The sequence below is a fragment of the Flavobacterium sp. genome, assembly GCF_046296355.1.
GTDB lineage: Bacteria > Bacteroidota > Bacteroidia > Flavobacteriales > Flavobacteriaceae > Flavobacterium.
The window spans coordinates 1-20532 of record NZ_JBKBLM010000025.1; the positions used below are offsets into that span (position 1 = coordinate 1).

General features: G+C 37.0%; 22 protein-coding genes. 5 read left to right on the top strand and 17 right to left on the bottom strand.

Annotated features, from left to right (window positions below):
• Positions 1-883: choice-of-anchor L domain-containing protein (locus ACK4HO_RS09915; RefSeq protein WP_409665378.1), on the bottom strand; the 883-nt coding region annotated here is incomplete at its 3' end.
• Positions 884-1012: 129 nt separating this feature from the next.
• On the opposite strand from ACK4HO_RS09915, the gene ACK4HO_RS09920 reads away from it, so the two are divergent.
• From ACK4HO_RS09920 to ACK4HO_RS09935, 4 genes are all read left to right on the top strand, one after another.
• The gene (locus ACK4HO_RS09920) at positions 1013-1909 is read left to right on the top strand and encodes a NifU family protein (RefSeq protein WP_409665381.1); all 897 of its coding nucleotides are present in this window, start codon (positions 1013-1015) and stop codon (positions 1907-1909) included.
• A 126-nt stretch (positions 1910-2035) separates the two neighbouring features.
• Positions 2036-4060 carry a thioredoxin domain-containing protein gene (locus tag ACK4HO_RS09925; RefSeq protein ID WP_409665383.1) on the top strand — a complete coding sequence of 675 codons (2025 nt, stop codon included), beginning with the start codon at positions 2036-2038 and terminating at the stop codon, positions 4058-4060.
• A gap of 45 nt (positions 4061-4105) precedes the next feature.
• Positions 4106-4465, top strand: a complete 360-nt coding sequence (locus ACK4HO_RS09930; RefSeq protein ID WP_409665386.1) for a hypothetical protein — start codon at positions 4106-4108, stop codon at positions 4463-4465.
• 69 nt (positions 4466-4534) lie between these two features.
• A complete protein-coding gene (locus ACK4HO_RS09935) occupies positions 4535-5362 on the top strand; it encodes a mechanosensitive ion channel family protein (RefSeq protein WP_409665389.1) in 828 nt (275 codons plus the stop codon).
• On the opposite strand, the gene tsaB is transcribed toward ACK4HO_RS09935, so the two are convergent.
• From tsaB to ACK4HO_RS09950, 3 genes are read right to left on the bottom strand one after another with little or no spacing between them, the layout of a single operon-like run.
• A complete protein-coding gene (tsaB, locus tag ACK4HO_RS09940) occupies positions 5363-6025 on the bottom strand; it encodes a tRNA (adenosine(37)-N6)-threonylcarbamoyltransferase complex dimerization subunit type 1 TsaB (protein WP_409665392.1) in 663 nt (220 codons plus the stop codon).
• Positions 6026-6037: 12 nt separating this feature from the next.
• Positions 6038-7366: an efflux RND transporter periplasmic adaptor subunit gene (locus tag ACK4HO_RS09945; protein WP_409665395.1), complete on the bottom strand. Its 1329-nt coding sequence runs from the start codon at positions 7364-7366 to the stop codon at positions 6038-6040.
• 3 nt (positions 7367-7369) lie between these two features.
• Positions 7370-8695, bottom strand: coding sequence for a TolC family protein (locus ACK4HO_RS09950; RefSeq protein WP_409665398.1), 1326 nt, complete (start codon positions 8693-8695; stop codon positions 7370-7372).
• 154 nt (positions 8696-8849) lie between these two features.
• Between ACK4HO_RS09950 and ACK4HO_RS09955 the strand changes: the two genes are divergently transcribed.
• Positions 8850-10241 (top strand): DUF4403 family protein, encoded by a 1392-nt coding sequence (locus ACK4HO_RS09955; RefSeq protein ID WP_409665401.1) that lies wholly within the window; start codon positions 8850-8852, stop codon positions 10239-10241.
• 58 nt (positions 10242-10299) lie between these two features.
• On the opposite strand, the gene ACK4HO_RS09960 is transcribed toward ACK4HO_RS09955, so the two are convergent.
• The 13 genes from ACK4HO_RS09960 to gcvH all read right to left on the bottom strand — a co-directional run bounded on the left by ACK4HO_RS09960 (position 10300) and on the right by gcvH (position 20483).
• The gene (locus ACK4HO_RS09960; protein WP_409665455.1) at positions 10300-10503 is read right to left on the bottom strand and encodes a hypothetical protein; all 204 of its coding nucleotides are present in this window, start codon (positions 10501-10503) and stop codon (positions 10300-10302) included.
• A gap of 40 nt (positions 10504-10543) precedes the next feature.
• The gene (locus ACK4HO_RS09965; protein WP_409665404.1) at positions 10544-11137 is read right to left on the bottom strand and encodes a DUF420 domain-containing protein; all 594 of its coding nucleotides are present in this window, start codon (positions 11135-11137) and stop codon (positions 10544-10546) included.
• Positions 11130-11813 (bottom strand): SCO family protein, encoded by a 684-nt coding sequence (locus tag ACK4HO_RS09970; RefSeq protein WP_409665406.1) that lies wholly within the window; start codon positions 11811-11813, stop codon positions 11130-11132. Before ACK4HO_RS09970 ends, ACK4HO_RS09965 begins: the two co-directional genes overlap by 8 nt.
• Before the next feature lie 11 nt (positions 11814-11824).
• The gene (locus ACK4HO_RS09975) at positions 11825-12481 is read right to left on the bottom strand and encodes a hypothetical protein (RefSeq protein ID WP_409665409.1); all 657 of its coding nucleotides are present in this window, start codon (positions 12479-12481) and stop codon (positions 11825-11827) included.
• 78 nt (positions 12482-12559) lie between these two features.
• Entirely contained in the window at positions 12560-12916 is a 357-nt protein-coding gene (locus ACK4HO_RS09980; RefSeq protein ID WP_409665412.1) for a cytochrome C oxidase subunit IV family protein, read from the bottom strand.
• A 21-nt stretch (positions 12917-12937) separates the two neighbouring features.
• Positions 12938-13966, bottom strand: a complete 1029-nt coding sequence (locus ACK4HO_RS09985; protein WP_409665415.1) for a cytochrome c oxidase subunit 3 — start codon at positions 13964-13966, stop codon at positions 12938-12940.
• Positions 13967-14009: 43 nt separating this feature from the next.
• Positions 14010-14600, bottom strand: coding sequence for a heme-copper oxidase subunit III (locus ACK4HO_RS09990; protein WP_409665418.1), 591 nt, complete (start codon positions 14598-14600; stop codon positions 14010-14012).
• Positions 14601-14602: 2 nt separating this feature from the next.
• The gene (cyoE, locus tag ACK4HO_RS09995; protein WP_409665420.1) at positions 14603-15505 is read right to left on the bottom strand and encodes a heme o synthase; all 903 of its coding nucleotides are present in this window, start codon (positions 15503-15505) and stop codon (positions 14603-14605) included.
• 246 nt (positions 15506-15751) lie between these two features.
• On the bottom strand, positions 15752-16372 hold the full coding sequence (locus tag ACK4HO_RS10000) for a fasciclin domain-containing protein (protein WP_409665422.1): 621 nt from the start codon (positions 16370-16372) through the stop codon (positions 15752-15754).
• A gap of 266 nt (positions 16373-16638) precedes the next feature.
• The gene (locus ACK4HO_RS10005; RefSeq protein ID WP_409665424.1) at positions 16639-18753 is read right to left on the bottom strand and encodes a gliding motility protein RemB; all 2115 of its coding nucleotides are present in this window, start codon (positions 18751-18753) and stop codon (positions 16639-16641) included.
• An 18-nt stretch (positions 18754-18771) separates the two neighbouring features.
• Complete coding sequence (gene deoC / locus ACK4HO_RS10010; RefSeq protein WP_409665426.1) at positions 18772-19515, bottom strand: deoxyribose-phosphate aldolase; 744 nt, start codon at positions 19513-19515, stop codon at positions 18772-18774.
• A gap of 223 nt (positions 19516-19738) precedes the next feature.
• The gene (locus ACK4HO_RS10015; RefSeq protein WP_409665428.1) at positions 19739-20029 is read right to left on the bottom strand and encodes a VanZ family protein; all 291 of its coding nucleotides are present in this window, start codon (positions 20027-20029) and stop codon (positions 19739-19741) included.
• Between the two features lie 73 nt (positions 20030-20102).
• Positions 20103-20483 (bottom strand): glycine cleavage system protein GcvH, encoded by a 381-nt coding sequence (gcvH, locus tag ACK4HO_RS10020; RefSeq protein ID WP_409665430.1) that lies wholly within the window; start codon positions 20481-20483, stop codon positions 20103-20105.
• Between the last annotated feature and the right edge of the window lie 49 nt (positions 20484-20532).

Consider the following 20532-nt stretch of genomic DNA (forward strand, 5'->3'; position numbering starts at 1 on the left):
CTGCTAAACTGGCTGAGCCAATATCAAAACTACCGCCGCCTAAAAAAACCGCGGAGTCATAGGAATTGTCATTCCTGTCAGCAATAACTAATTTAATATGATAAACATTATTTGGAATAACCGTTGAATTAGCTGTCATTAATACAGTTTCTCCATTAAAATTGGTTGCCGAATTGGCCGCATTTGCCCCACCGTTAAAACTCCCGAAATAGGTTGGATTTACAGAACCGCAACCTGCATTGTGTGCATCATCACGGATAGTTACTACCGAAATTGGTGTAGTTGTACTGGGCACTAATGCCAAATTTGTAGTAGCCGTTCCTGCCGTAACATTAGTCAAAAAGAACGCAAACGAGTCAGAATACGCACATTGAAAAGTTCCGTATTCTTCCGATGCAAAAAGGAAATCAAAACTCATTTGATTGGTCAAAGGCGTAAAATCAAACTCTAAAATCGTTGCATTGTTATAATCTGTTAAGGCCGGATCTATTCCTAATCCCGTAATGTAATTAAATAAATCATTGTCGCCTACCCATGCATTTGAACCGTCACTCAACGTTGTGTTATTAGGCCCTGGCGCACTCATAGCATTACCGGTACTCAAAATCACACCTGAAGTTAAAGGAAAATTTGGATTGGTATTCTGGAAATAGCCTATCCCATTGGAAGAACCAAAACTACTCCCGTTACTAGCACCACTTCCTGTGCTCCAAGATATGTTGCTAATAGTTCCAACACAAGAAGATCCGACGGATCCCGAAGCAAATAAAACATCCTGAACCAACTGCGGAACTGTATAGGTAGTATTATTAACCGTTATTGGTTGAGCTAACGATTTGAATGTCAATAAAAATATCGGAATAAATAATAAAATTCGTTTCATGCATACGAAATTTAAAAGCATTATTCCTCAAAAGAACAACACTTAATGTTAATTTATTGTTTAATTGTCCAAATATAACTATTCACAGAAAATATCTTTGTTAAATTTGCAGAAAAATATACTGTTCCAATGAAAATTGCCATAAAAGAAACACAAAACCCAACAATAATAAAATTTGAGTTCCCCGATTTCATTACACAAAATGAAAACTTCGAATTTAAAAATATCGATGAAGCCAAAAATTCCCCTTTGGCACAACAACTTTTTTACTTGCCTTTTGTAAAAACCGTTTACATTTCCGGAAACTTTATCGCCATCGAACGATTCAGCATAGTGGATTGGTCAGATGTGCAAGATGCTGTAGCTGAGCAAATTGAAAATTTCGTCAACAATGGCGGCGTAATCGTTTTGCCAAGCGAAAATAAAACCAAAAAACAGCCCATCACAGTTTACGGCGAAACCACACCCAATCCGGCTTCGCTTAAATTTGTAGTCAATAAAGCTTTGACCAAAACCGCAGTCGAATTCAAAAATATAGACGAAGCACAAGCCTCTCCACTAGCACAGGAATTATTCAAATTCCACTTCGTAAAAGAAATTTTTATCACCGAAAACTACATCTCGGTAACCAAATACGAAAGCACTTCTTGGGAAGAAATCACTTTAGAACTTCGCACCTTCATCAAACAATTCATCGAAAACGGCGGAACAGTTCTAGACGAAACCATGATTGTCAATGACGAAAAACAAGAAAAACAACAAATCAAAAATTTCGACAACCTCGATACTACTTCACAACAAATCATCAATATCCTTGAAGAATACGTAAAACCGGCTGTAGCTGCCGATGGCGGAAACATCCTTTTTGATTCCTATGATGAAAATGAAAAACGCGTAAAAGTAGTACTACAAGGTTCGTGCAACGGTTGTCCTTCCTCGACTTTCACCCTGAAAAACGGTATCGAAAACATGCTCAAAGATATGCTCAACGACAAAGATATCGTGGTTGAAGCATTGAACGGATAAGCATTTATTCAAAATAAAAAACTAATTTTAAGCGTCCAAATCGGGCGCTTTTTTTATCTAATTTTAGGAGCTGTTTCCCGCTGCAACCTGCCTGCCGGCAGGCAGGTCGGGGCTAAAAAATAAAACATGAACGAACTACACTTAGAAACCAGTCCATATCTTTTACAACACGCCAACAATCCCGTGCATTGGAAAGCCTGGAACGAAAAATCTTTGGCACAAGCCCAAAAAGAAAACAAACTCATCATCATCAGTATAGGCTATTCGGCTTGCCATTGGTGTCACGTGATGGAACACGAAAGTTTTGAAAACGACGAAGTCGCTGCCGTAATGAACGCCCATTTTGTCAATATCAAAATCGACCGCGAAGAACGTCCGGATATCGATGCCGTCTACATGAAAGCCGTGCAAGTCATGACCGGTCAAGGCGGATGGCCTATGAATGTAGTGACTTTACCCGACGGCAGACCGATTTGGGGCGGAACGTATTTCCGTAAAAATGACTGGATTAATTCCCTAGAGAAACTTCAGGAAATTTACACCCAAAACCCGCAAACCATCTTCGAGTATGCCCAACAACTACATGAAGGTTTACAATCTTTAAGCGTAATTCCAAAAATCGATTCGCCTATTGAACACAATTTAGACAGCCTAGAAAAACTAATCGAAAAATGGCAAAAAAGCTTCGATTGGGATTTTGGCGGTATGGCTCGCGCACCCAAGTTTATGATGCCAACCAACTACGAATTCCTTTTGCGTTACGGTTACCAAACCCAAAACCAAAGCTTATTGGATTTCACGAACTTGACGTTAACCAAAATGGCTTACGGCGGTTTATTCGATACGCTTGATGGCGGGTTTTCACGCTATTCTGTAGATATGAAGTGGCACGTGCCGCATTTTGAAAAAATGTTGTACGACAATGGCCAATTGGTTTCGCTTTACGCGAATGCCTACAAATTAACCCAAAATCCATTGTACAAAGAAGTCATCGAAAAGACTTTGACTTTCGTCGAAAAAGAATGGCTGACTTCAGAAGGAAGTTTCTATTCTGCACTCGATGCCGACAGTTTGAATGCCAAAAATCATTTGGAAGAAGGCGCGTTTTATGTTTGGACTAAAGAAGAGTTATTGGAATTACTCGGCAAAGATTTCGACTTGTTTTCGGAAGTTTTCAATATCAATGAATTCGGGCATTGGGAACACGGCAATTATGTTTTGATTCAGAACCAATCTTTAGAACAAATAGCTGAAAATCAATACATTGGCATAGAAACATTGGCGCAAAAGAAAAAAACTTGGGAACAAAAACTGTATTCCGAAAGAGAAAAGCGCAGCAAACCAAGATTAGACGACAAGTGTTTAACTTCTTGGAATGCCATTATGGGCAAAGGTTTTATCGAGGCTTACAAAGCTTTGGGCAACCCAAAATATTTAGACATTGCTTTGCAAAATGCTGATTTCATTACTAAAAATCTCTGGAGTGCAGAAGGCCATTTATTCCGAACCTATAAAAACGGAAAAGCTACCATCAATGCATATCTGGAAGATTATGCCCATGTGATTCACGTATTTATTGCTTCATACGAAACGACTTTAGACGAACATTGGTTGCAAAATGCCAAGCAGTTGACGGATTATAGCTTTGATCATTTCTATGATGAAAAAGCGGCATTCTTTTCGTATACGTCCAAAACAGACGAAGCGTTAATCACCACGCATTTTGAAGTCGAAGATAATGTGATTCCGGCAGCCAACTCAGTCATGGCAAGCAATTTATTTCGATTAGGCATTTATTTCAGCAATAGTTATTACGAAAATATTGCTGAGCAAATGGTACAAAATATCATCCCAACGATTGATTATCCTTCGGCATTTTCGAACTGGCTGAACGTACTTTTAAATTATTCGGAACAAAATAAAGAATTGGCGATTTGTGGTGAAAAAGCGTTTGATTATTTGGGCCAAATCAACCAACAATATTTGCCGAATATAATTATTTCAGGCTCCAAGACTGATTCCAAACTTCCTTTTTTAGAAAATCGATTTGAGGAAAATCAAACCTTATTTTATTTGTGCCAAAACAAAACCTGCGATATTCCAACCGCTGATTTCCAACAAATTATCAACAAAATAACATTAAATTCCTAGAAAAAATCGTAATATTGTTATTATTAACCAATAAAAACTACAGGTATGGGATTTGGAGATTTTTTTAAAAATTTGTTTGGCGGTGCCAAAGGAAAAGCCGGAGAACAAGCACAGAATTTCGCCGATGACGCTATTGAAAAAGTAAAAGAAATGGCTGAACCGATGATAGATAAGGTTGAGGAAATGGCTGATGCTGCCAAAGAAAAAATAAGCGAATATGTTCCGCAAGCGACTGAAACTATTGAAAATGTAGTGGAAAGTGCTAAGGAAAAAATAAGCGAGTTTACCGATAACGCAACTGATTCTGTAAAAGAAAAAATAAGTTCTTTTACAGGTGATGCCTCTTCAGAAGCGGAAGATACCGTTAAAGAAACGGTAAATCGTGTCGAAGAAGACGCCGATTAATTTTAAAAATTATTATTTTTGCACCAATAATTATCCCGATTCTTTCGGGATTTTTTTTACACCTTGACTATGAACAACTCGCTTTCGATTCATTCCTTTGCCGAATACGCAGAAAAATTTACAACCCTATTAATTGATTATTCTCCGAAATTAATTTCAGCGCTAATCATCCTAGTCGTTGGTTTGTATGCCATCCGAATTACCAATCGTTTGGTTAGAAAAATCATGGTGAAAAGGGAATTTGACCCCACATTATCGAAATTCTTGGCCGATAGTTTACTTTGGGCATTGCGCGTTTTGTTATTTGTGAGTTTTATTTCCAAATTGGGCATTGAAACTTCATCATTCGTAGCTATTCTTGGTGCTGCAGGTTTGGCTATCGGTTTGTCTTTACAAGGTTCGCTTTCCAATTTTGCAGGAGGAATGTTGATTATTTTATTCAAACCTTTTCGTGTGGGCGATACCATTGAAGCGCAAGGTGCGATTGGAACTGTGCTTGAAATTCAGATTTTTGTAACCAAGCTAATTAACGGCAACAACCAAACAATTTTTGTGCCCAACGGAATCTTATCGAATGGCGTAATCATCAATTATTCGATGCAAGGCAATCGCAGAGCGGATTTGGTTTTCTCACTTTCGTATGATACCAATATCAAAACCGCGAAAGACATAGTTATTAAAGTAATGCAAGAGCACCCAAAAGTTTTGAAAAATCCGACACCAACCGTTAGTGTCAAAAGCCTAACCGATTCGGCCATCATTTTAGCCATAAATCCTTGGGCAAAAAATGCGGATTTCGGTATGATGGCTTCAGATATTTTGGAGAATTGTAAAGAAGCATTTGACGCTGCGGGCATAGTGACCCAACCTTACGTCAGAGAATCTTCGAAAGAGTAATTATTTTTTGTTCAGCATAAAATCCTTCAAATAAAACGGCTCAAAGTAAGCCACATCTTCAAACTCATTTTTGGTAAATTTTTCAAAGCTGATTGGACTCATTTCGTTGGCGGAAGGAAATACAATTTCGGACAAAAACACAAAGTTATCTTTGGTCAAAACTGTTTGGCATTTTTCCTGACAATCACCAATAAAATAAACGGTTTCCGTAATGTCGGCGTAACTGTTTTCGGTTAAAACTTCGGCTTGAACTTCCATTATCTTTTGGTGATTTGCATCGAAAACTGCACTGTAAACTTCCATTCTTCGGGCATCAATCATCGGAATAATTAAGCCGTCGTATTGGGTTACTTTTTGGGCCAAAACTTGTAAAGTGTCGACAGAAATTAGCGGAATTTGCAACGCATAACACAAACCTTTAGCGGCAGAAACACCAATGCGCAAACCGGTATAAGAACCCGGACCTTTGCTTATAGCAATCGCTTTCAAATCGCGAACGGTGATTCCGGCTTCCTTTAAAATATCTTCAATAAAAACGTGTAATTTTTCCGCATGCGAATAACCTTGTTCAGCAATTTCTTGGCACAAAACGGTTTGTCCGTCTTTGGCTAAAGACACTGAGCAATTCTTGGTCGCGGTTTCTATGTTTAAAATATAATTCAACTTGAGATTAGGCTAATTTGCAGAGACTGTGACAGACGATTCTTTTTTATTCTTGCCTTCGGCTGAGTCTTTTTTCAACTTCACTTTATCTCCTGAATTTAAGTCTTTGGTAACGGTTGTATAAGGTCCGATAATTACCACATCACCTTTTTTCAAACCCGAAACCACTTCAATATTGGTATCGTCTTGAATCCCGGTTTTGATGACTCTGATTTTGGCTTTGCCTCCTTCTTTTACAAAAACACATTCGAATTTTTTGTCGCTTTTGGCGGTCACTTTTTTGTCTTCACTTTCCTCTTTAACCAAATAGGATTTTGTAGCCGTAGTATCCGATTTCACCAAAACCGAGCTGATTGGCACACCAATTACCTTTTCTTTTCTGGTGGTAATAATATCAACGGTTGCCGTCATTCCCGGTCTGAACGGTGAAAAACTAGCCGGTTTTCCTTCTAGCAAATCTTGGTAAGACTCTTTTAGGATTCTGACTTTTACTTTAAAATTAGTCACTTGGTCAGCCGTAGTTGCCGTGCTGGCAGAGTTTGAAATACTCGTAACGATTCCTTTAAATTCTTTCTTCAAATAAGCATCAACGCTGATATTGGTGCTGTCGCCAATGCTGATTTTCACGATATCATTTTCATTTACATCGACTTCTACTTCCATGTTATCCAAATTGGCTACACGAAGGATTTCTGTTCCGGTCATTTGTTGCGTTCCTAAAACTCTTTCACCCAATTCAACCCCAAGCGAAGAAATAGTTCCGTCAGCCGGTGAATAAATTGTAGTTCTTCCCAAGTTGTCTTTGGCTTCTTTCACCGTAGCATTCGCACTTTGTACGTTATAATAAGCTGATTCTTTGCTGGCTTTGGCGCTTTCAAAAGCAGCTGTGGCTTTGTCCCATTCCGATCTGGAAATAATGCCTTTGTCGAAAAGTGTTTTGCTTCGGTCATAACTGGCTTTGGCTTCTTTAAACGCAGCGTCGGCCTGACTCAAACCGGCTTTGGTTCCCGACAAATTGGAAATCGTTCTGTTGTATCCTGAAGTATATAAATCGGGATTAATTTTTACCAAAAGTTGTCCTTTTTTTACGACTTGTCCTTCTTTGATAGGCAAATCGATAATTTCTCCCGACACTTCAGAAGATATTTTTACTTCAATTTCCGGTTGGATTTTACCCGTAGCCGAAACCGTTTCGATAATGGTGATTTCATCTGCTTTGGCAGTTTCGACTTCAATGATACCATCATCTGCACCGATTACGCCTTTTTTCTTTAAAACTACTAATAGGACTAACAATACTATGATTATTCCAACTAACCAATATATTTTCTTTTTTGACATGATTTATTGTTTTTGAATGATTGGGATTCCGAAATAAAACTCTAACAATTTTATTCTAAAAATATAATCGTACTTCGTTCTGATTACTTCTGATTGTGCGTTTTCGTAGGTTAATAGGGCTTGACTGTAATCAAACGAATTTAAAAGTCCGACATCAAAACGTTCTTTAGAAAAATTTTGCGCCAACTTTCTGGCTTCGGCTGTTTTTACTGCTGCTTCATAACTTTTGTGCGCATTCAACACATCGTTATAGGCTTGAAAAACGGTTCGTTCTAAATCCAATTCTGCTTGGTCTAACAATAATTTTGAGCGTTCTGCACTAATTTTTGTGCGTTGTACATTCCCGCGAGTGGCAAAACCGTTTAAAATTGGAACGTTGAGTTGAATACCGACATTGGTACCGTCAAAAACAGACAACTGATCTACAAAACCGATGGGAATACTTTGTGACCAACGCGTATTGTAACCTACAAAACCTGATAGTCTAGGCAGATAATCAGATTTGACAAGCGATACACTTTTTTGCGCTTCTTCATAATTGGTAGCAGCAATTTTGATGTCTTTTACAACTTCTCTTGCTTTTATAGCAATGGCTTCAGGTGTTTGAAATAAAATTTCAGTTGCCGGAACATTCATGTCATCGACTGCAATATCAAAATTGGCGTAATCTTTTAACAAAAGTGTTTGGGCCAATCCTAATTTTGAAATAAAAAGCGTGTTTTGGGCATTTACAATTTGCTGTTCTTGTGAAGCGTCGGTAGCTTGTAATTCATAAATATCACCGGCAGGAACTGTTCCGGCATCAATCAACTCCTTTGTCCTTTTGATGTTTTCTTTGGTGATTTTATTCTGATTGACCAGCACTTTTACTTGTTCTTTATTGAATAAAATCTGCAAATACGAATTGGCAACACTCAAGGCAATGTCGTCTTTCATTTTATCCAATTTGTAAGTGTTGGCTAGTTTATTAATCTTAGCTCTTTGAAGATTTTTCCAATTGGCTAATCCGTTAAAAAGAAGGATTCCGGTATTAATATTGGCCGATGCCGAACGGAAGGACTGATTTTCAAACTGATTGGTTGCAGGGTTAATGTTGGCTCCGGTATTGATTCCATAATTGGCCGTTCCAGAAATATCCGGCAGGAATCTACCTAACGCTTCCATTTTTAGAACATCAGATACTTTTAAATCCAATTCCGATTGTTGGATGGAAATATTATTTTCAAGAGCATAAGCAACACATTCTTCTAAGGTCCATTTCTTTTGTTGAGCACGCACAGAAATGCTGACGAACAGTAGAAAGAGGCAAGCGATTTTGATGATTTTCATAATAAACAGAAATACTACTATTCTTTGGCAAACAAAGATAAAACTTTTGAATTACTTGTGATAGCAATGACTTATTCCTTTAGACTTTAGTTTTTTTAATTTGTTACATATTATTTCCATTTTACCGCTATTTTTGACAAAAATATTTTCGTTTATGTCAGCCCTAAAATCGATTCTCTTCGTGATTTGCTTTTCGTTCTTATTGAACAGCTGTTCGACTACTCAAAAAATTGAAGCTTTAAAACCGCTTCCGTCTAATGATGCGCCGATGGTTTATAAAACAAAAACGTCTTTTGTGAACATGCCTTTGGAGATTTCTTTGAAGGAAATAGAAAGTCAATTGAACAAAACCTTGAATGGTCAAATTTACGACGATTCTAACCTGGCTGATGACAAAACCGAAATGAAGATTTGGAAAACCGCTCCGATTAAGTTGGTAGAAAAAAACGGTAAAATTGAAACCATTATGCCTTTAAAAATTTGGGCCAAAGTAAAATACGGCACCGATTTCTTGGGCTTAAACGACACTCGAGAAATCAATTTGAACGGAACAATTACAATGATTAGCGATGTGAAATTGTCAAATTGGAAACTCTCAACCACGTCAAAGATTGAAGACTTTGAATGGTCTGAAAGTCCGACGATATTGGTTGCCGGAAAATATGTTCCCATTACTTACATCATCAATCCGACGCTTTCTATTTTTAAATCGAAAGTGGCTAAAAAAATAGACGAAGCGATTGAAAACTCCTGTGATTTCAAGCCATATGTTTTGGATGTTTTGCAGAATATGAGCACGCCATTTGTTACAAGCGAACAATACCAAACTTGGTTCAAACTCATTCCTATTGAAGTGTATGTTACCGATGCGGTTTTAGAAAAAAGTCAAATCAAAATGGATTTAGGTCTAAAATGCAATATGCAAACCATGGTGGGTTTGAAACCAAAAAATACTTTTGAAAGAGACGCGATTCAATTTAAGGCAGTGACCAAAATTCCAAATACTGTTTCCGCAAACGTGGCTGCTATTTCTACCTATGAAAGTGCTTCGCAAATCATTACGGCTAACTTCAAAGGCAAAGAATTTGCTTCGGGCAGTCGAAAAATAATCGTTGAGAATGTGGCCATGTGGCAAAAAGACGGTAAAATCATCATTGCTTTAAACATGAGCGGCAGCATCAACGGGACAATTTATTTATCGGGCATACCGAATTATAATGCGGTTACCAAAGAAATTTATTTTGACCAAATGGATTATGTTTTGAATTCTAAAGGCATCTTGACCCGAACCGCCAACTGGTTATTGCAAGGTGTAATTTTGAGAAAAATTCAGGAAAACTGTCGTTATTCTATTAAAGAGAATTTGGACGAAGGCAAAAAAAGCCTGTTACCATATTTGAACAATTACTCTCCGATGAAAGGTGTTTTCGTAAATGGAACGATGAATGATTTTGAATTTGAAAAAGTAGAAGTGACCGACAAAGCCATTATTGCATTCATTACCACTACAGGAAAAATGAGTGTGAAAATTGACGGAATGGAGTAGATTTAGTGTTCAGTGTTCGGTTGGCAGTGTTCAGTTTGCAATCGAGAAAAATGACAATTTACTTTTTTTTGTAATACATTTTATAGACCACAAATCCTATTCCGGCCACTATAATATAAGGAATGGCCATCAGAAAAACTATCCCATCGTTTACCGCTTCGACTTTGCTGTTGTCTCCGGTGCTTTCCAAAGCGGCTCTGCACATGGCGCATTGCGAAAAAGAGGCAATAGGCATAAAGCATAAGGCAAAAGTTAGCAACACTAATTTTTGACTTATCCCTTTCCTCTTATCCCTTTTAACTTTAGTTTGCATAATAAGGCGAAATCATCAAGTATACTACCACGCCTGTAACAGCTACATACAACCAAAGCGGAAAAGTTATTTTGGCCAATTTTTTATGTTTGTCAAAGCGCTCAGCTAAAGCTCTCACATAAGTAAACAACACCATCGGAATAATGGCGACAGACAAAATAATATGTGTAATCAGAATAAAAAAGTAAACCGTTCGCATCGAACCGGCATTGGCTATTTCAGTGTCATCTAAAAGGCCATCAGCATTGATATCTCCGTATTTGGTAGAATCAGCCGACATGTGATAAGCCACATACATCACCAAAAAAACCACCGAACACGCAATGGCCAAAGTCATTAGTCTTTCGTGCACTTTTCTGTTGCCGTTTTTTATAGCCATTACACCCATAATTAAAAGCAAAGCCGTTGCTGCATTTATAGACGCGTAAATGGGTGGCAAAAAACTCAAGGGTTCAATGTTGATGCCAAAATCTTTTAACTTAACCGAAAACAAAACCGCAACTGCTATCGGAATAATGATAGAAACAGCAATAATGGAACCTCTGAATTTTCGCTCTAATGTTTGATTCTCTTGATTATTCATTTAATAATTTTTTTATGTCTTCTGTAATTGCTTTTACGCCTTTTTTTTCTAATCCGTCATAATATAAAATAGGATTGCCAAATTTGTCCTTTCTGCATCTGATGTTCCCGTCTTTATCAATCAAGGCGAAAAGACCCGAATGCTCAAAACCACCGGCTACTTTATTGTTTTCTCCGGCATAAATATTAAATCCTTTGTTGGAAATATTGAAAATATATTCCTTGTCTCCGGTCAGCATGTGCCAATTTGATGATTTTACACCAATTAAATCGGCGTGTTCTTTTAAAATGGCAGCCGTATCATACTCAGGATTAATGGTAATTGAGGCTATTCCGAAATTGGGGTTTCCGAAAAATTCATTTTGGATACTTACCATGTTTTTATTCATAATCGGGCAAATAGACGGACACGTTGAAAAGAAAAACTCTAATACATATACTTTGCCTTTATAAGTCTCGTTGGAAATTTTTTTATTGTTTTGATCGGTGAGTTCGAAACTTGGTGCCGGACCAATAGTCAGCAAACCGTTTTCAGAAGTTTTATGATTGGAAACCGCATCAATTCGTTCTCCTTGCACGACAGTCCCGTTTTTAATTCTGTTGATGATTTTCGGAATAAAAATAATCCCGAAAACCAAAATGATAAACGATAATCCGATATATGATTTATTCTTCATGGGTACTGTTTCTAAATTTCTCTGTCGGCATTATTTCTTTTGAGTGCCAAACGGTATTCGGCCAAAATAATCTTCACATCATCCATCATATCATTGTGTAAATCAGCAGCCGAAGTTGTGTTATAACCCTCTTTGTATTCCGGTTTTCCTTTGTCACTTTTGCCTTTTCTGCCACGAAGATTTCTTTTTTTGTCAACAATATAAACATAAGGTGTTCCGTATTTAGCATCCAAATTGCCCAATAATTTTAAATCGGCATGATAAGTCTCAATCACTTCCGGTGTGGTAAAAACAAAATGATAGCCTGAAACATCGCTAATCTTCCCTAATTCCTTCAAAAGTCTTTGGGCTTGGTCTTCGGTTCCTAGAGGCGCGATGAACACAAACTGGAAGTCTTTAAATGCTCTGTATTTGTTATAAATTTTTTGATTGAGCGTAAAAAAATTACCGCTGTTGGCTAGGATATCCTGACCGGCAAAACCCAAAATGGTTATCTTTTTATCCAACGATACTTTTTCGCCATTCAGCGATTTCCATTGGGCATCCACATTGGGAATACTTTGCGTAATGGTTGGCAAAGTGATAAAACTGTTTACGCCTGAAGCAAAGAAAAGATAAGCTACAATGGGCAGGACGAATAAGATGAAAAGGACAAGATTTTTTTTCATTAGAAATGCTAAAATACAGCTATACAAAAATAAAAAAATCCCGAATGATTCGGGACTTTTTTTTGAATTAATATAATGTTAAAAATTCCATTTTATAGTAGAATCTTTAAAAATCCCGTAGATATAATCTGCTTCGACTAACAATATAAAAAGTAAATATAATACAAGGAAAATAACGGTGGCCACTACAGCCCAACGCAAACTAGATTTTTCAGCTTCCATGTGCATGAATGCCCAAGTAATACCATAGGCTTTCACCAAGGTTAAAATAATAAATATCCAATTAAGCAAATTCATGCTTAAAAAGTTTTTTAAATATAAAAAGTCAGGCTTTATGATTCCTAAATAAACCTCGACAATAGTTACAAATGATAGAAAAGTAAAAACTTTCCAGATTCTTGATGTATTTGATACATGTTCGTGTGCGTGTGACATAATAATGTAAGTTTTCTATAATTAAACTAAGTAGAAGAATGTAAATACGAATACCCAAACTAAATCAACAAAGTGCCAATAAAGTCCCACTTTCTCAACCATTTCATAGTTTCTTCTTTTTTCATAGGTTCCCAAGAGAACATTGAAATAAATAATGATATTGATAATTACTCCGGAGAATACGTGGAATCCGTGGAATCCTGTAATAAAGAAGAAGAAATCAGCAAACAACTTGCTGCCGTATTCGTTTCTTTCTAAGTTGGCACCTTCTACTACTAAATGAGCGTTTCCAACCATCACTTCTGATTCGGCTCTTGTTAGAATTTCTCTGTGTTTGTTTTTATTCAATCCCGGTTGTAATGCTTTGTTGGCTTTGTCTTCCGGTGTATCTCTGTAGATTTTTTCTGTTCTGACCAATAATTCTGGATGCGCTTTAAACCCTGCTTGCACTTCGGCCACAGAATAAGTCGGTAATGAACCTTCTTCTTCAAACCAAATTCCATTACTGCTTTTATGCTCTTCTCTCGCTTCCGGAAGTTGAACCACAAAGTCTTCTAATTTAACTCTTTTCCCTGTTTTATCAACGAATTGAATGATACTTCCGCCTTTGGTTTCGATAGCGCCAAATTCTCCTTTGATGAAATTTTTCCATTCCCAAGCTTGAGAACCTACGAAGATTAAACCACCAACAATAGTCAGCAACATATAAAATGCTACTTTCTTCTGTTTCATTTGGTGTCCGGCATCAACGGCTAATACCATTGTTACCGAAGAGAAAATCAAGATAAAGGTCATCAAGGCTACATAATACATCGGTGCGTCTACACCATGCATAAACGGGAAGTGGGTAAACACTTCGTCGGCAATTGGCCAATTGTCAATAAATTTAAATCTTGAAAAACCGTATGCAGCAAGGAATCCGGAGAAAGTTAAGGCATCCGATACGATAAAAAACCACATCATCAATTTACCATAACTGGCACCCATTGGCTCATTTCCGCCGCCCCAAGTATTTTCGTTTGTATTTCCAGTAGTAACTGTAGCTCCCATAAAAGTTAATAGTTAAAAAGTTCCCAAATTTAGATTTTTTTTCTTATTTAAAGAAATATAAAAAGAAAAACAAACAAATCCACAAGAAATCAAGAAAGTGCCAATACATTGCACCTAGCTCAATTCCAAGCGTTTGACTTGAATTGTATTTTTGTTTAAAATGATTATAAATTATGATTAAAAGCGAAATCATTCCTCCGGCCAGGTGAGCCAAGTGCACCACAGCAATTACATAAAGAAAAGTTGTTGCAATATTACTCTCCGGTCCGGTGAAATAATACCCTTGTTCTATCAACTGATCGAAACCCTTAAACTGTAAAAACACAAAGGTGATTCCCAAGCCTAAAGCCAACAAAAGAAAATTAGTTGTTGCACTGCGATTGTCTTTTTCAATGGCTTTTTTGGCCAAATGAAAGGTAACGCTACATAAAATAATAGCCAAAGTACTAAAGTAAAAAGCCACCGGCATTTGGAAATCATTCATCCAATCTTCCCTTGACTTGCTTACTACAAATGCACTGGTAATTCCCGCAAACATCATGGTCATACTGGCCATGGCAAACCATAAAAGTAATTTTTTTGAACGTGCTGTTCTGTCTTTATGCTCATCCGCAGACATCGTTGTTGTTGCCATAACTATCTTAAAAATTTATCTGTAATATAAACTATTTGTAACAAAGTAATATACGAAACGCTGACCAACATTAGCGTTCTGGCAGCTTTGGCGGTTCTGAGTTGGTATAACTTTACCGCGTAATAAATCATCCAAAGCCCGAGCAAAAATACAATTCCTGCCGCAATTGGCGAAATAAATAATCGTCCGGTATAGCCTAAACTTGGCAATAAAGAAGCCACCAATAACCAAACCGAATATAAAATGGTCTGCAAAGCCGTCGATGTATCTTTTTTACCCGTTGGCAACATAAAAAATCCTGCCTTCTGGTAGTCTTCATACAAGAACCAACCAATGGCCCAAAAATGAGGAAACTGCCAAAAAAATTGTATCAAAAAAAGTGTTCCCGCTTCAATCCCAAAATGGTCCGTAGCCGCAACCCAACCCAACATAAAAGGAATAGCACCCGGAAAAGCACCCACAAAAACCGAAAGTGGCGTGTGAACCTTTAACGGTGTATAAATGCTGGTGTATAAAAAAATGGAAATCGCTCCAAACATGGCCGATTTCGGATTAATCATGTACAATAAAACCAAACCGATAATCGTCAACAAACTAGCTACAAACAATGCGTGATTCGGCGACATTCTCCCAGAAGCTACCGGACGGTTTTTAGTTCGGTCCATCAAAGCATCCAAGTCTTTTTCGATAACTTGATTGAAAGCATTAGAAGCGCCAACCATACAGTAACCGCCAATAGCCAACATCAATAAAGTAGTTACTTTTAAATCCTGAAAATCCACAACGCCAAGTAAATAACCGGCTATTGAAGAAAAAACCACGCTGATAGCTAAACCTGCCTTGGTGATTTCCTTGAAATCAATCGCAATTTGTTTAAGAGAAAATGTAGTAGCAGTCGCGTTCATCGAAGTTTTAAAAACTGTCGCAAAGGTACTTTATAGAAAACGATTTGACAAAAAAACATTTCATAAAATAATGCTCAAAAAAGAAGAAAATTGTAGTAGCTAAATACCTGACTGTATAAGCTTATATTATTTAGTATTACAATAAGAAAATCTGCTTTTTAAATTAAATTTTCATTGATAGATTATAAATAAAAAGAGACCAATTGCTATTGATCTCTTTCCAAGGTAAAATTATCTAACTATAAATTAATTAATAGGTAATATTACTGTATCAATTACATGTATAATACCGTTTGAAGCAGAAATATTCGCCGTTGTTATGTTAGCTGTATTTCCTATTGCATTAATAGACCCAGTTGGTGTTACCGAAAATGAACTTCCCAAAAGCGTAGTTATTTCACGAGTACCTCTTTTTGGCACAACACTGTTCGCAGCACGTCTACCTTCCGTTACATGATATAATAAAACATCGCGAACCAGTGGCGCTGGAAGATCTGTAATACTGTCAACATTTAATGCTGCATACAAATTTTGGAACGCTTGATCTGTCGGAGCAAATACTGTGTATTGTTCTGTTCCATTAGCGAAAAGATTAACCAAACCAGTATTAAGTTCGCTATCTACATATACTAAAGCAGAAACCAATTCATTAAATCCTGCCCCAACAGCAATACCGGCTATAGATGTATTTCCTGGTGCCGGAGCACGATTGATTTCATCAAAAGTCTGTTTAATTGAAAGTTTTGAGGCAGTTGTATCTTCAGAAATATTTTCATCAGTTGAACAAGAAGAAAAGGCTAATGAAATGAAAGCGGTTAATACTAATGCTCTTAAAGCAGCAATTGTTTTGAAGTTTTTGTTTTTCATAGTGAATAGTTTTTGTGTTAATATTGAAATTGTTAATTTTCAAAAAAAGCGTAACCAAATAAAAAAATGGTTAAAAAAACTAGTAGGAAACGATTTGGGTTAAATAAAGAAACAGGTTTTGTTTAATTATTTCAACACAAAGTTAAACAAAATATTACTGCCCAAATAACTTTAGCATTAGTTTAACAATCGTTTCAACTTAAATAAAAACAAAAAATACTGCTGATAAGCAACAGCTTAGCCGTTAAGCACGGACTTCAAAATGCCTAATAATCAAAATACCAATTGAAGATATCACATCTCAACCCGATAGAGAACCAAGTGGTGCTCTCTTTTACCGCTAAAGCAGTTTCGGTAGCCGGTGTAAAATTTCTGTAGATTAAGCTACCGTACAATTTCATATTTGTGACCGGATTAATTAAATAACCTGCTTGCAAATCGGCGATGAAAATATTGGTTTTGTTTCCTTGACCTATAACCACTCCAATGTCATAAGGTCTTTGTAAATCATAGTCTCTGTAAATGTCGCTACCATAATTATAGGTGTCGGTTGCGTTGTTAAAATCCAATCCGCGTTCTCCTATGGTGATTTTAGCATCAGCAAAATAACGTCCGTTGTGATATCTGGCAATGGCAATCAATTCTCTGAAGTTTCCTCCCCATTGGTGACCCAAACTTTGGTTGTTGTGCCCATAATTGGTTATCGCTTCACTGTGGGCATACACATAAGGTCGAACGACATTGTATTCGGCTTGCAGTAAAAGGTTTTTGATGTTGAAGGCATTGAAATATTTGGCGCCCAATTGGTAACCAAATTTATTCTTCCAACTCTTATCTCCTGCTTTGATATCGTTCAAAGAAAATTCATCCAACAAAAACTGTCCGTAAAACTGTATTTGGTTGTTCCACTTTAATTTAGAAGTCAGGCCTAACAAAGCATTCCCACTTCGAGCCGAAGAAGCAAACTCCACCGAACGATAAAAAATAATCGGATTCACAAAACTCATGTCAAAACCACGATTGTTTTTATTAGTCCAAACCACCGATTCAAACAAGCCAATGTTCCATCTTTTGGTCACATTCAAACTCAAATAATGGCTGGCTGCAAATTTGGTGGCATAAGTTCGGTCTAAAGTAACATCCGGACGAACGTCTTTTAGCCAAGTGTAAATATTGGTGTATTTTATCTTCCAAAAAGAAGTGTTCAACTTAAAATAAGGATACGGACTCGCGCCATCACCAAGCAAGAGCGAACGATAGCCATCGCCAATAAAATTGCGACCGTAACCCAAATTCATATTGATAAACTTACTTGGTGTATAGGCCAAATTGGCTTCCGCCAAAGGAAAATCATACGCATCCGATTTGAAACTTTTTGCAATACCAATTCCGGGAATAATTGCTGGATTTCCACCAGCAGGTGCAAGCGATTCAGCATAGCGATTGAAATAATCGGCAAAACGACCTTGGCTTTCATAAACGGTTGTAGTGAAATTAATTTCTTTACCTAATCCACCATTGAACTGAATTCCACGCGTATTGACATAGGTATAACTGGCTTCACTTGGGTCGCTTTTTCCAAATTGTAAATCTAAAATCGGGTTTAGGGTAAACCAATAGTCTTCACCTTGGATTTGGACCAAATTTTCATTCCAAAACTTCTTGCCCCCCCAACTTTGCTTGTTCTTGGCTAATTTTTGATTTTCGGCAGCCAAATCGTAATATTTGGAAACATCCGAATATGAAAATGGTTTTGATGCCGTATGATTGTTGGCCCCAACTTGGTTTAATTCATCATCAAACTGCGCATAATAACTGTGCGAAAACGAAATATTCAAATGACTTTGAAACTGAGGATTGTCAAATTTTTTATACTTAATGCTGTCCAATTCGGTTAAAAACTTGTCGTTAGGTTTATATACCGGAGCCGTTTTCTCTAATACCTTTTCAGCTTCTTTTTGTGCTTGCATTTCGGCCACACTTTGTAGTGGAATGGCAATTTTAATCGTGTATTTCGCATAAGTCGGATTGCCGTTATAAGTGGCCGGACTTATTTTTGGCATTTGCCCAAAAACCCTTTTGCTTTCTGCTATTAATGTTTCGTCAACGGCATCGACATAAATCACCTTGAAATTTCCTTGGTCGGTTACTTCAAAAAGAACGATGACATTTCCTTTGAAATTGCTTTGTTTTAAATTGTCGGGCACTTTGAAATTGTTGTACACAAAGGTTTGCACTTCGTTATAAAAACAAGTCTCTAAAGTCGAAAATTCCATGCCTTCACAAGCCGGAAATACCGGAAATCGCTCGGTGTTTTTTTGCCTTACTTGGGCGTTGGAAACTAATGTAAATAGAAATAAAATGGAGAATATCTTTTTCATTGTAATGGAATAATAATATTAATAATTGCCCGAGGCGATTTGACCATGAGCAATAGTTTTGGCGGCAGAAGTACCAATGCGTTTTACACCCAAACGAATCATTTCTTCTGCTTCTTCATAAGTGCGTACGCCACCGGCTGCTTTTACGGGTAAAGGTGAAGCGTTTTCGAGCATCATGACAATTGTATGAAAAGTAGCGCCATTGGGTAAATTATTTTCTGTTTTGTAAAAACCGGTAGACGATTTCACAAAAACATTCGGGTAGCAATCTTCTTTAAAATTAGCGATGACTACATTTTTTATCAAAGCCGAAATTTGAATAATCTGAGCATCCGTTAAAGCAGCTACTTCGATAATCCATTTGGCTACTTTATGGTGTTCGAATGCCAGTTTGGTGCCTTGCAATACTTCTGCTTTTACCAAATCGGTTTCGCCTTTTTTGAATGCCTCGTAATTACACACATAATCAATTTCGTCAACGCCGTCTTCAATAGCTTGTTGGGCTTCGGCTAATTTTTCTTCTAATGAATTGGTTCCTTCCGGAAAAGAAATCACGGTTCCGATAAACAATTTAGATTTGGCTTTAACAATCATCGCTTTTGCCATTTTAACTTTATCGGGTCTAATCATAATTAATTTAAAACCTTCTTCAATAGCTTCCTGAATAAAACCTTGAACAATCGTGTCATTCTCTGCTTCCGACAAACCGGATTGGCTTGCTGTTTTTAAATAGGTAGAATCGAGATACTGTTTTATATTCATATAGGTAAAAATCAATCTGTCAGTAGGTATAAATGGTATCGCTTTTTATTAATTGGTGTTTATCTCACAATGATTTTATTCTTCGTTGGTATTCGATGATTTTCAATTGTTTTCGACAAACTCCTAGTTAGTGGCGATTTCATGCCATAAAAGTAAAAAAAAATCCGTCTCATTCTTAAAAAACAAGACGGGCATTTAGGGTTATCCGTGAGGATGGTCAGATTTATATTCTTTTTACTTTCTTTAGCAAAACAAAAACCAACAAAGCGGTCATAGCTCCGCTAAAATTAGCCAATACATCCAGCGCATCGGCTTGTCTTGTTTGGGTACAAGTTTCTTGTAAAAACTCGATTAAGATTCCGTAACAAAGTGAAATCATTACTATAACTAATAGTTTTCTGAAGCTAAGCAAGTGTTGCTTAAGCCAAGTATAGTAACCCCAAAGCATAGTAAAAACAAAATGAAAGCTAAAATGACCATACTTGTCAAAACCGGAAACTTTAATTGTTGGCAAATCACCAAATTTGACCAAACACAAAACGGCTATTAAAAAAGTCCAGCCAATGGCCAGACTTAGTATTGTTTTTTTAAGCACCGATTAAGGCTTTATAATCATCACTTGAAAGCAATTCGCCGATTTCATCTTGGTTGCTGATTTTTAATTTAATCATCCAACCTTTTCCGTATGGGTCTGAATTCACATTTTCCGGAGTTACTTCTAGGTCTTCGTTGAATTCGATGATTTCGCCTGAAAGTGGCAAAAACAAATCTGATACCGTTTTTACTGCTTCAACAGTTCCGAACACCTCATCTTTATCTAGCGTTTGGTCTAAAGTTTCGACTTCAACATATACGATATCGCCTAATTCTTTTTGGGCGAAATCTGTAATTCCTACTGTCGCAACATCACCATCAATTAAAACCCATTCGTGGTCTTTGGTATACTTTAAATTACTTGGTATATTCATTAGTTTGTTTGTTTTTTGTGTTGTTTTAAAATTTTCCTCAAAAGTATAA

Bases quoted from the DNA above. Each gene is read 5' to 3' on its own strand.
- ACK4HO_RS09920 (WP_409665381.1), top strand. From the start codon at position 1,013: ATGAAAATTGCCATAAAAGAAACACAAAACCCAACAATAATAAAATTT.
- ACK4HO_RS09925 (WP_409665383.1), top strand. From the start codon at position 2,036: ATGAACGAACTACACTTAGAAACCAGTCCATATCTTTTACAACACGCC.
- ACK4HO_RS09930 (WP_409665386.1), top strand. From the start codon at position 4,106: ATGGGATTTGGAGATTTTTTTAAAAATTTGTTTGGCGGTGCCAAAGGA.
- ACK4HO_RS09935 (WP_409665389.1), top strand. From the start codon at position 4,535: ATGAACAACTCGCTTTCGATTCATTCCTTTGCCGAATACGCAGAAAAA.
- ACK4HO_RS09945 (WP_409665395.1), bottom strand. From the start codon at position 7,366: ATGTCAAAAAAGAAAATATATTGGTTAGTTGGAATAATCATAGTATTG.
- ACK4HO_RS09950 (WP_409665398.1), bottom strand. From the start codon at position 8,695: ATGAAAATCATCAAAATCGCTTGCCTCTTTCTACTGTTCGTCAGCATT.
- ACK4HO_RS09955 (WP_409665401.1), top strand. From the start codon at position 8,850: ATGTCAGCCCTAAAATCGATTCTCTTCGTGATTTGCTTTTCGTTCTTA.
- ACK4HO_RS09965 (WP_409665404.1), bottom strand. From the start codon at position 11,137: ATGAATAATCAAGAGAATCAAACATTAGAGCGAAAATTCAGAGGTTCC.
- ACK4HO_RS09970 (WP_409665406.1), bottom strand. From the start codon at position 11,813: ATGAAGAATAAATCATATATCGGATTATCGTTTATCATTTTGGTTTTC.
- ACK4HO_RS09975 (WP_409665409.1), bottom strand. From the start codon at position 12,481: ATGAAAAAAAATCTTGTCCTTTTCATCTTATTCGTCCTGCCCATTGTA.
- ACK4HO_RS09980 (WP_409665412.1), bottom strand. From the start codon at position 12,916: ATGTCACACGCACACGAACATGTATCAAATACATCAAGAATCTGGAAA.
- ACK4HO_RS09985 (WP_409665415.1), bottom strand. From the start codon at position 13,966: ATGGGAGCTACAGTTACTACTGGAAATACAAACGAAAATACTTGGGGC.
- ACK4HO_RS09990 (WP_409665418.1), bottom strand. From the start codon at position 14,600: ATGGCAACAACAACGATGTCTGCGGATGAGCATAAAGACAGAACAGCA.
- cyoE (WP_409665420.1), bottom strand. From the start codon at position 15,505: ATGAACGCGACTGCTACTACATTTTCTCTTAAACAAATTGCGATTGAT.
- ACK4HO_RS10000 (WP_409665422.1), bottom strand. From the start codon at position 16,372: ATGAAAAACAAAAACTTCAAAACAATTGCTGCTTTAAGAGCATTAGTA.
- ACK4HO_RS10005 (WP_409665424.1), bottom strand. From the start codon at position 18,753: ATGAAAAAGATATTCTCCATTTTATTTCTATTTACATTAGTTTCCAAC.
- deoC (WP_409665426.1), bottom strand. From the start codon at position 19,515: ATGAATATAAAACAGTATCTCGATTCTACCTATTTAAAAACAGCAAGC.
- gcvH (WP_409665430.1), bottom strand. From the start codon at position 20,483: ATGAATATACCAAGTAATTTAAAGTATACCAAAGACCACGAATGGGTT.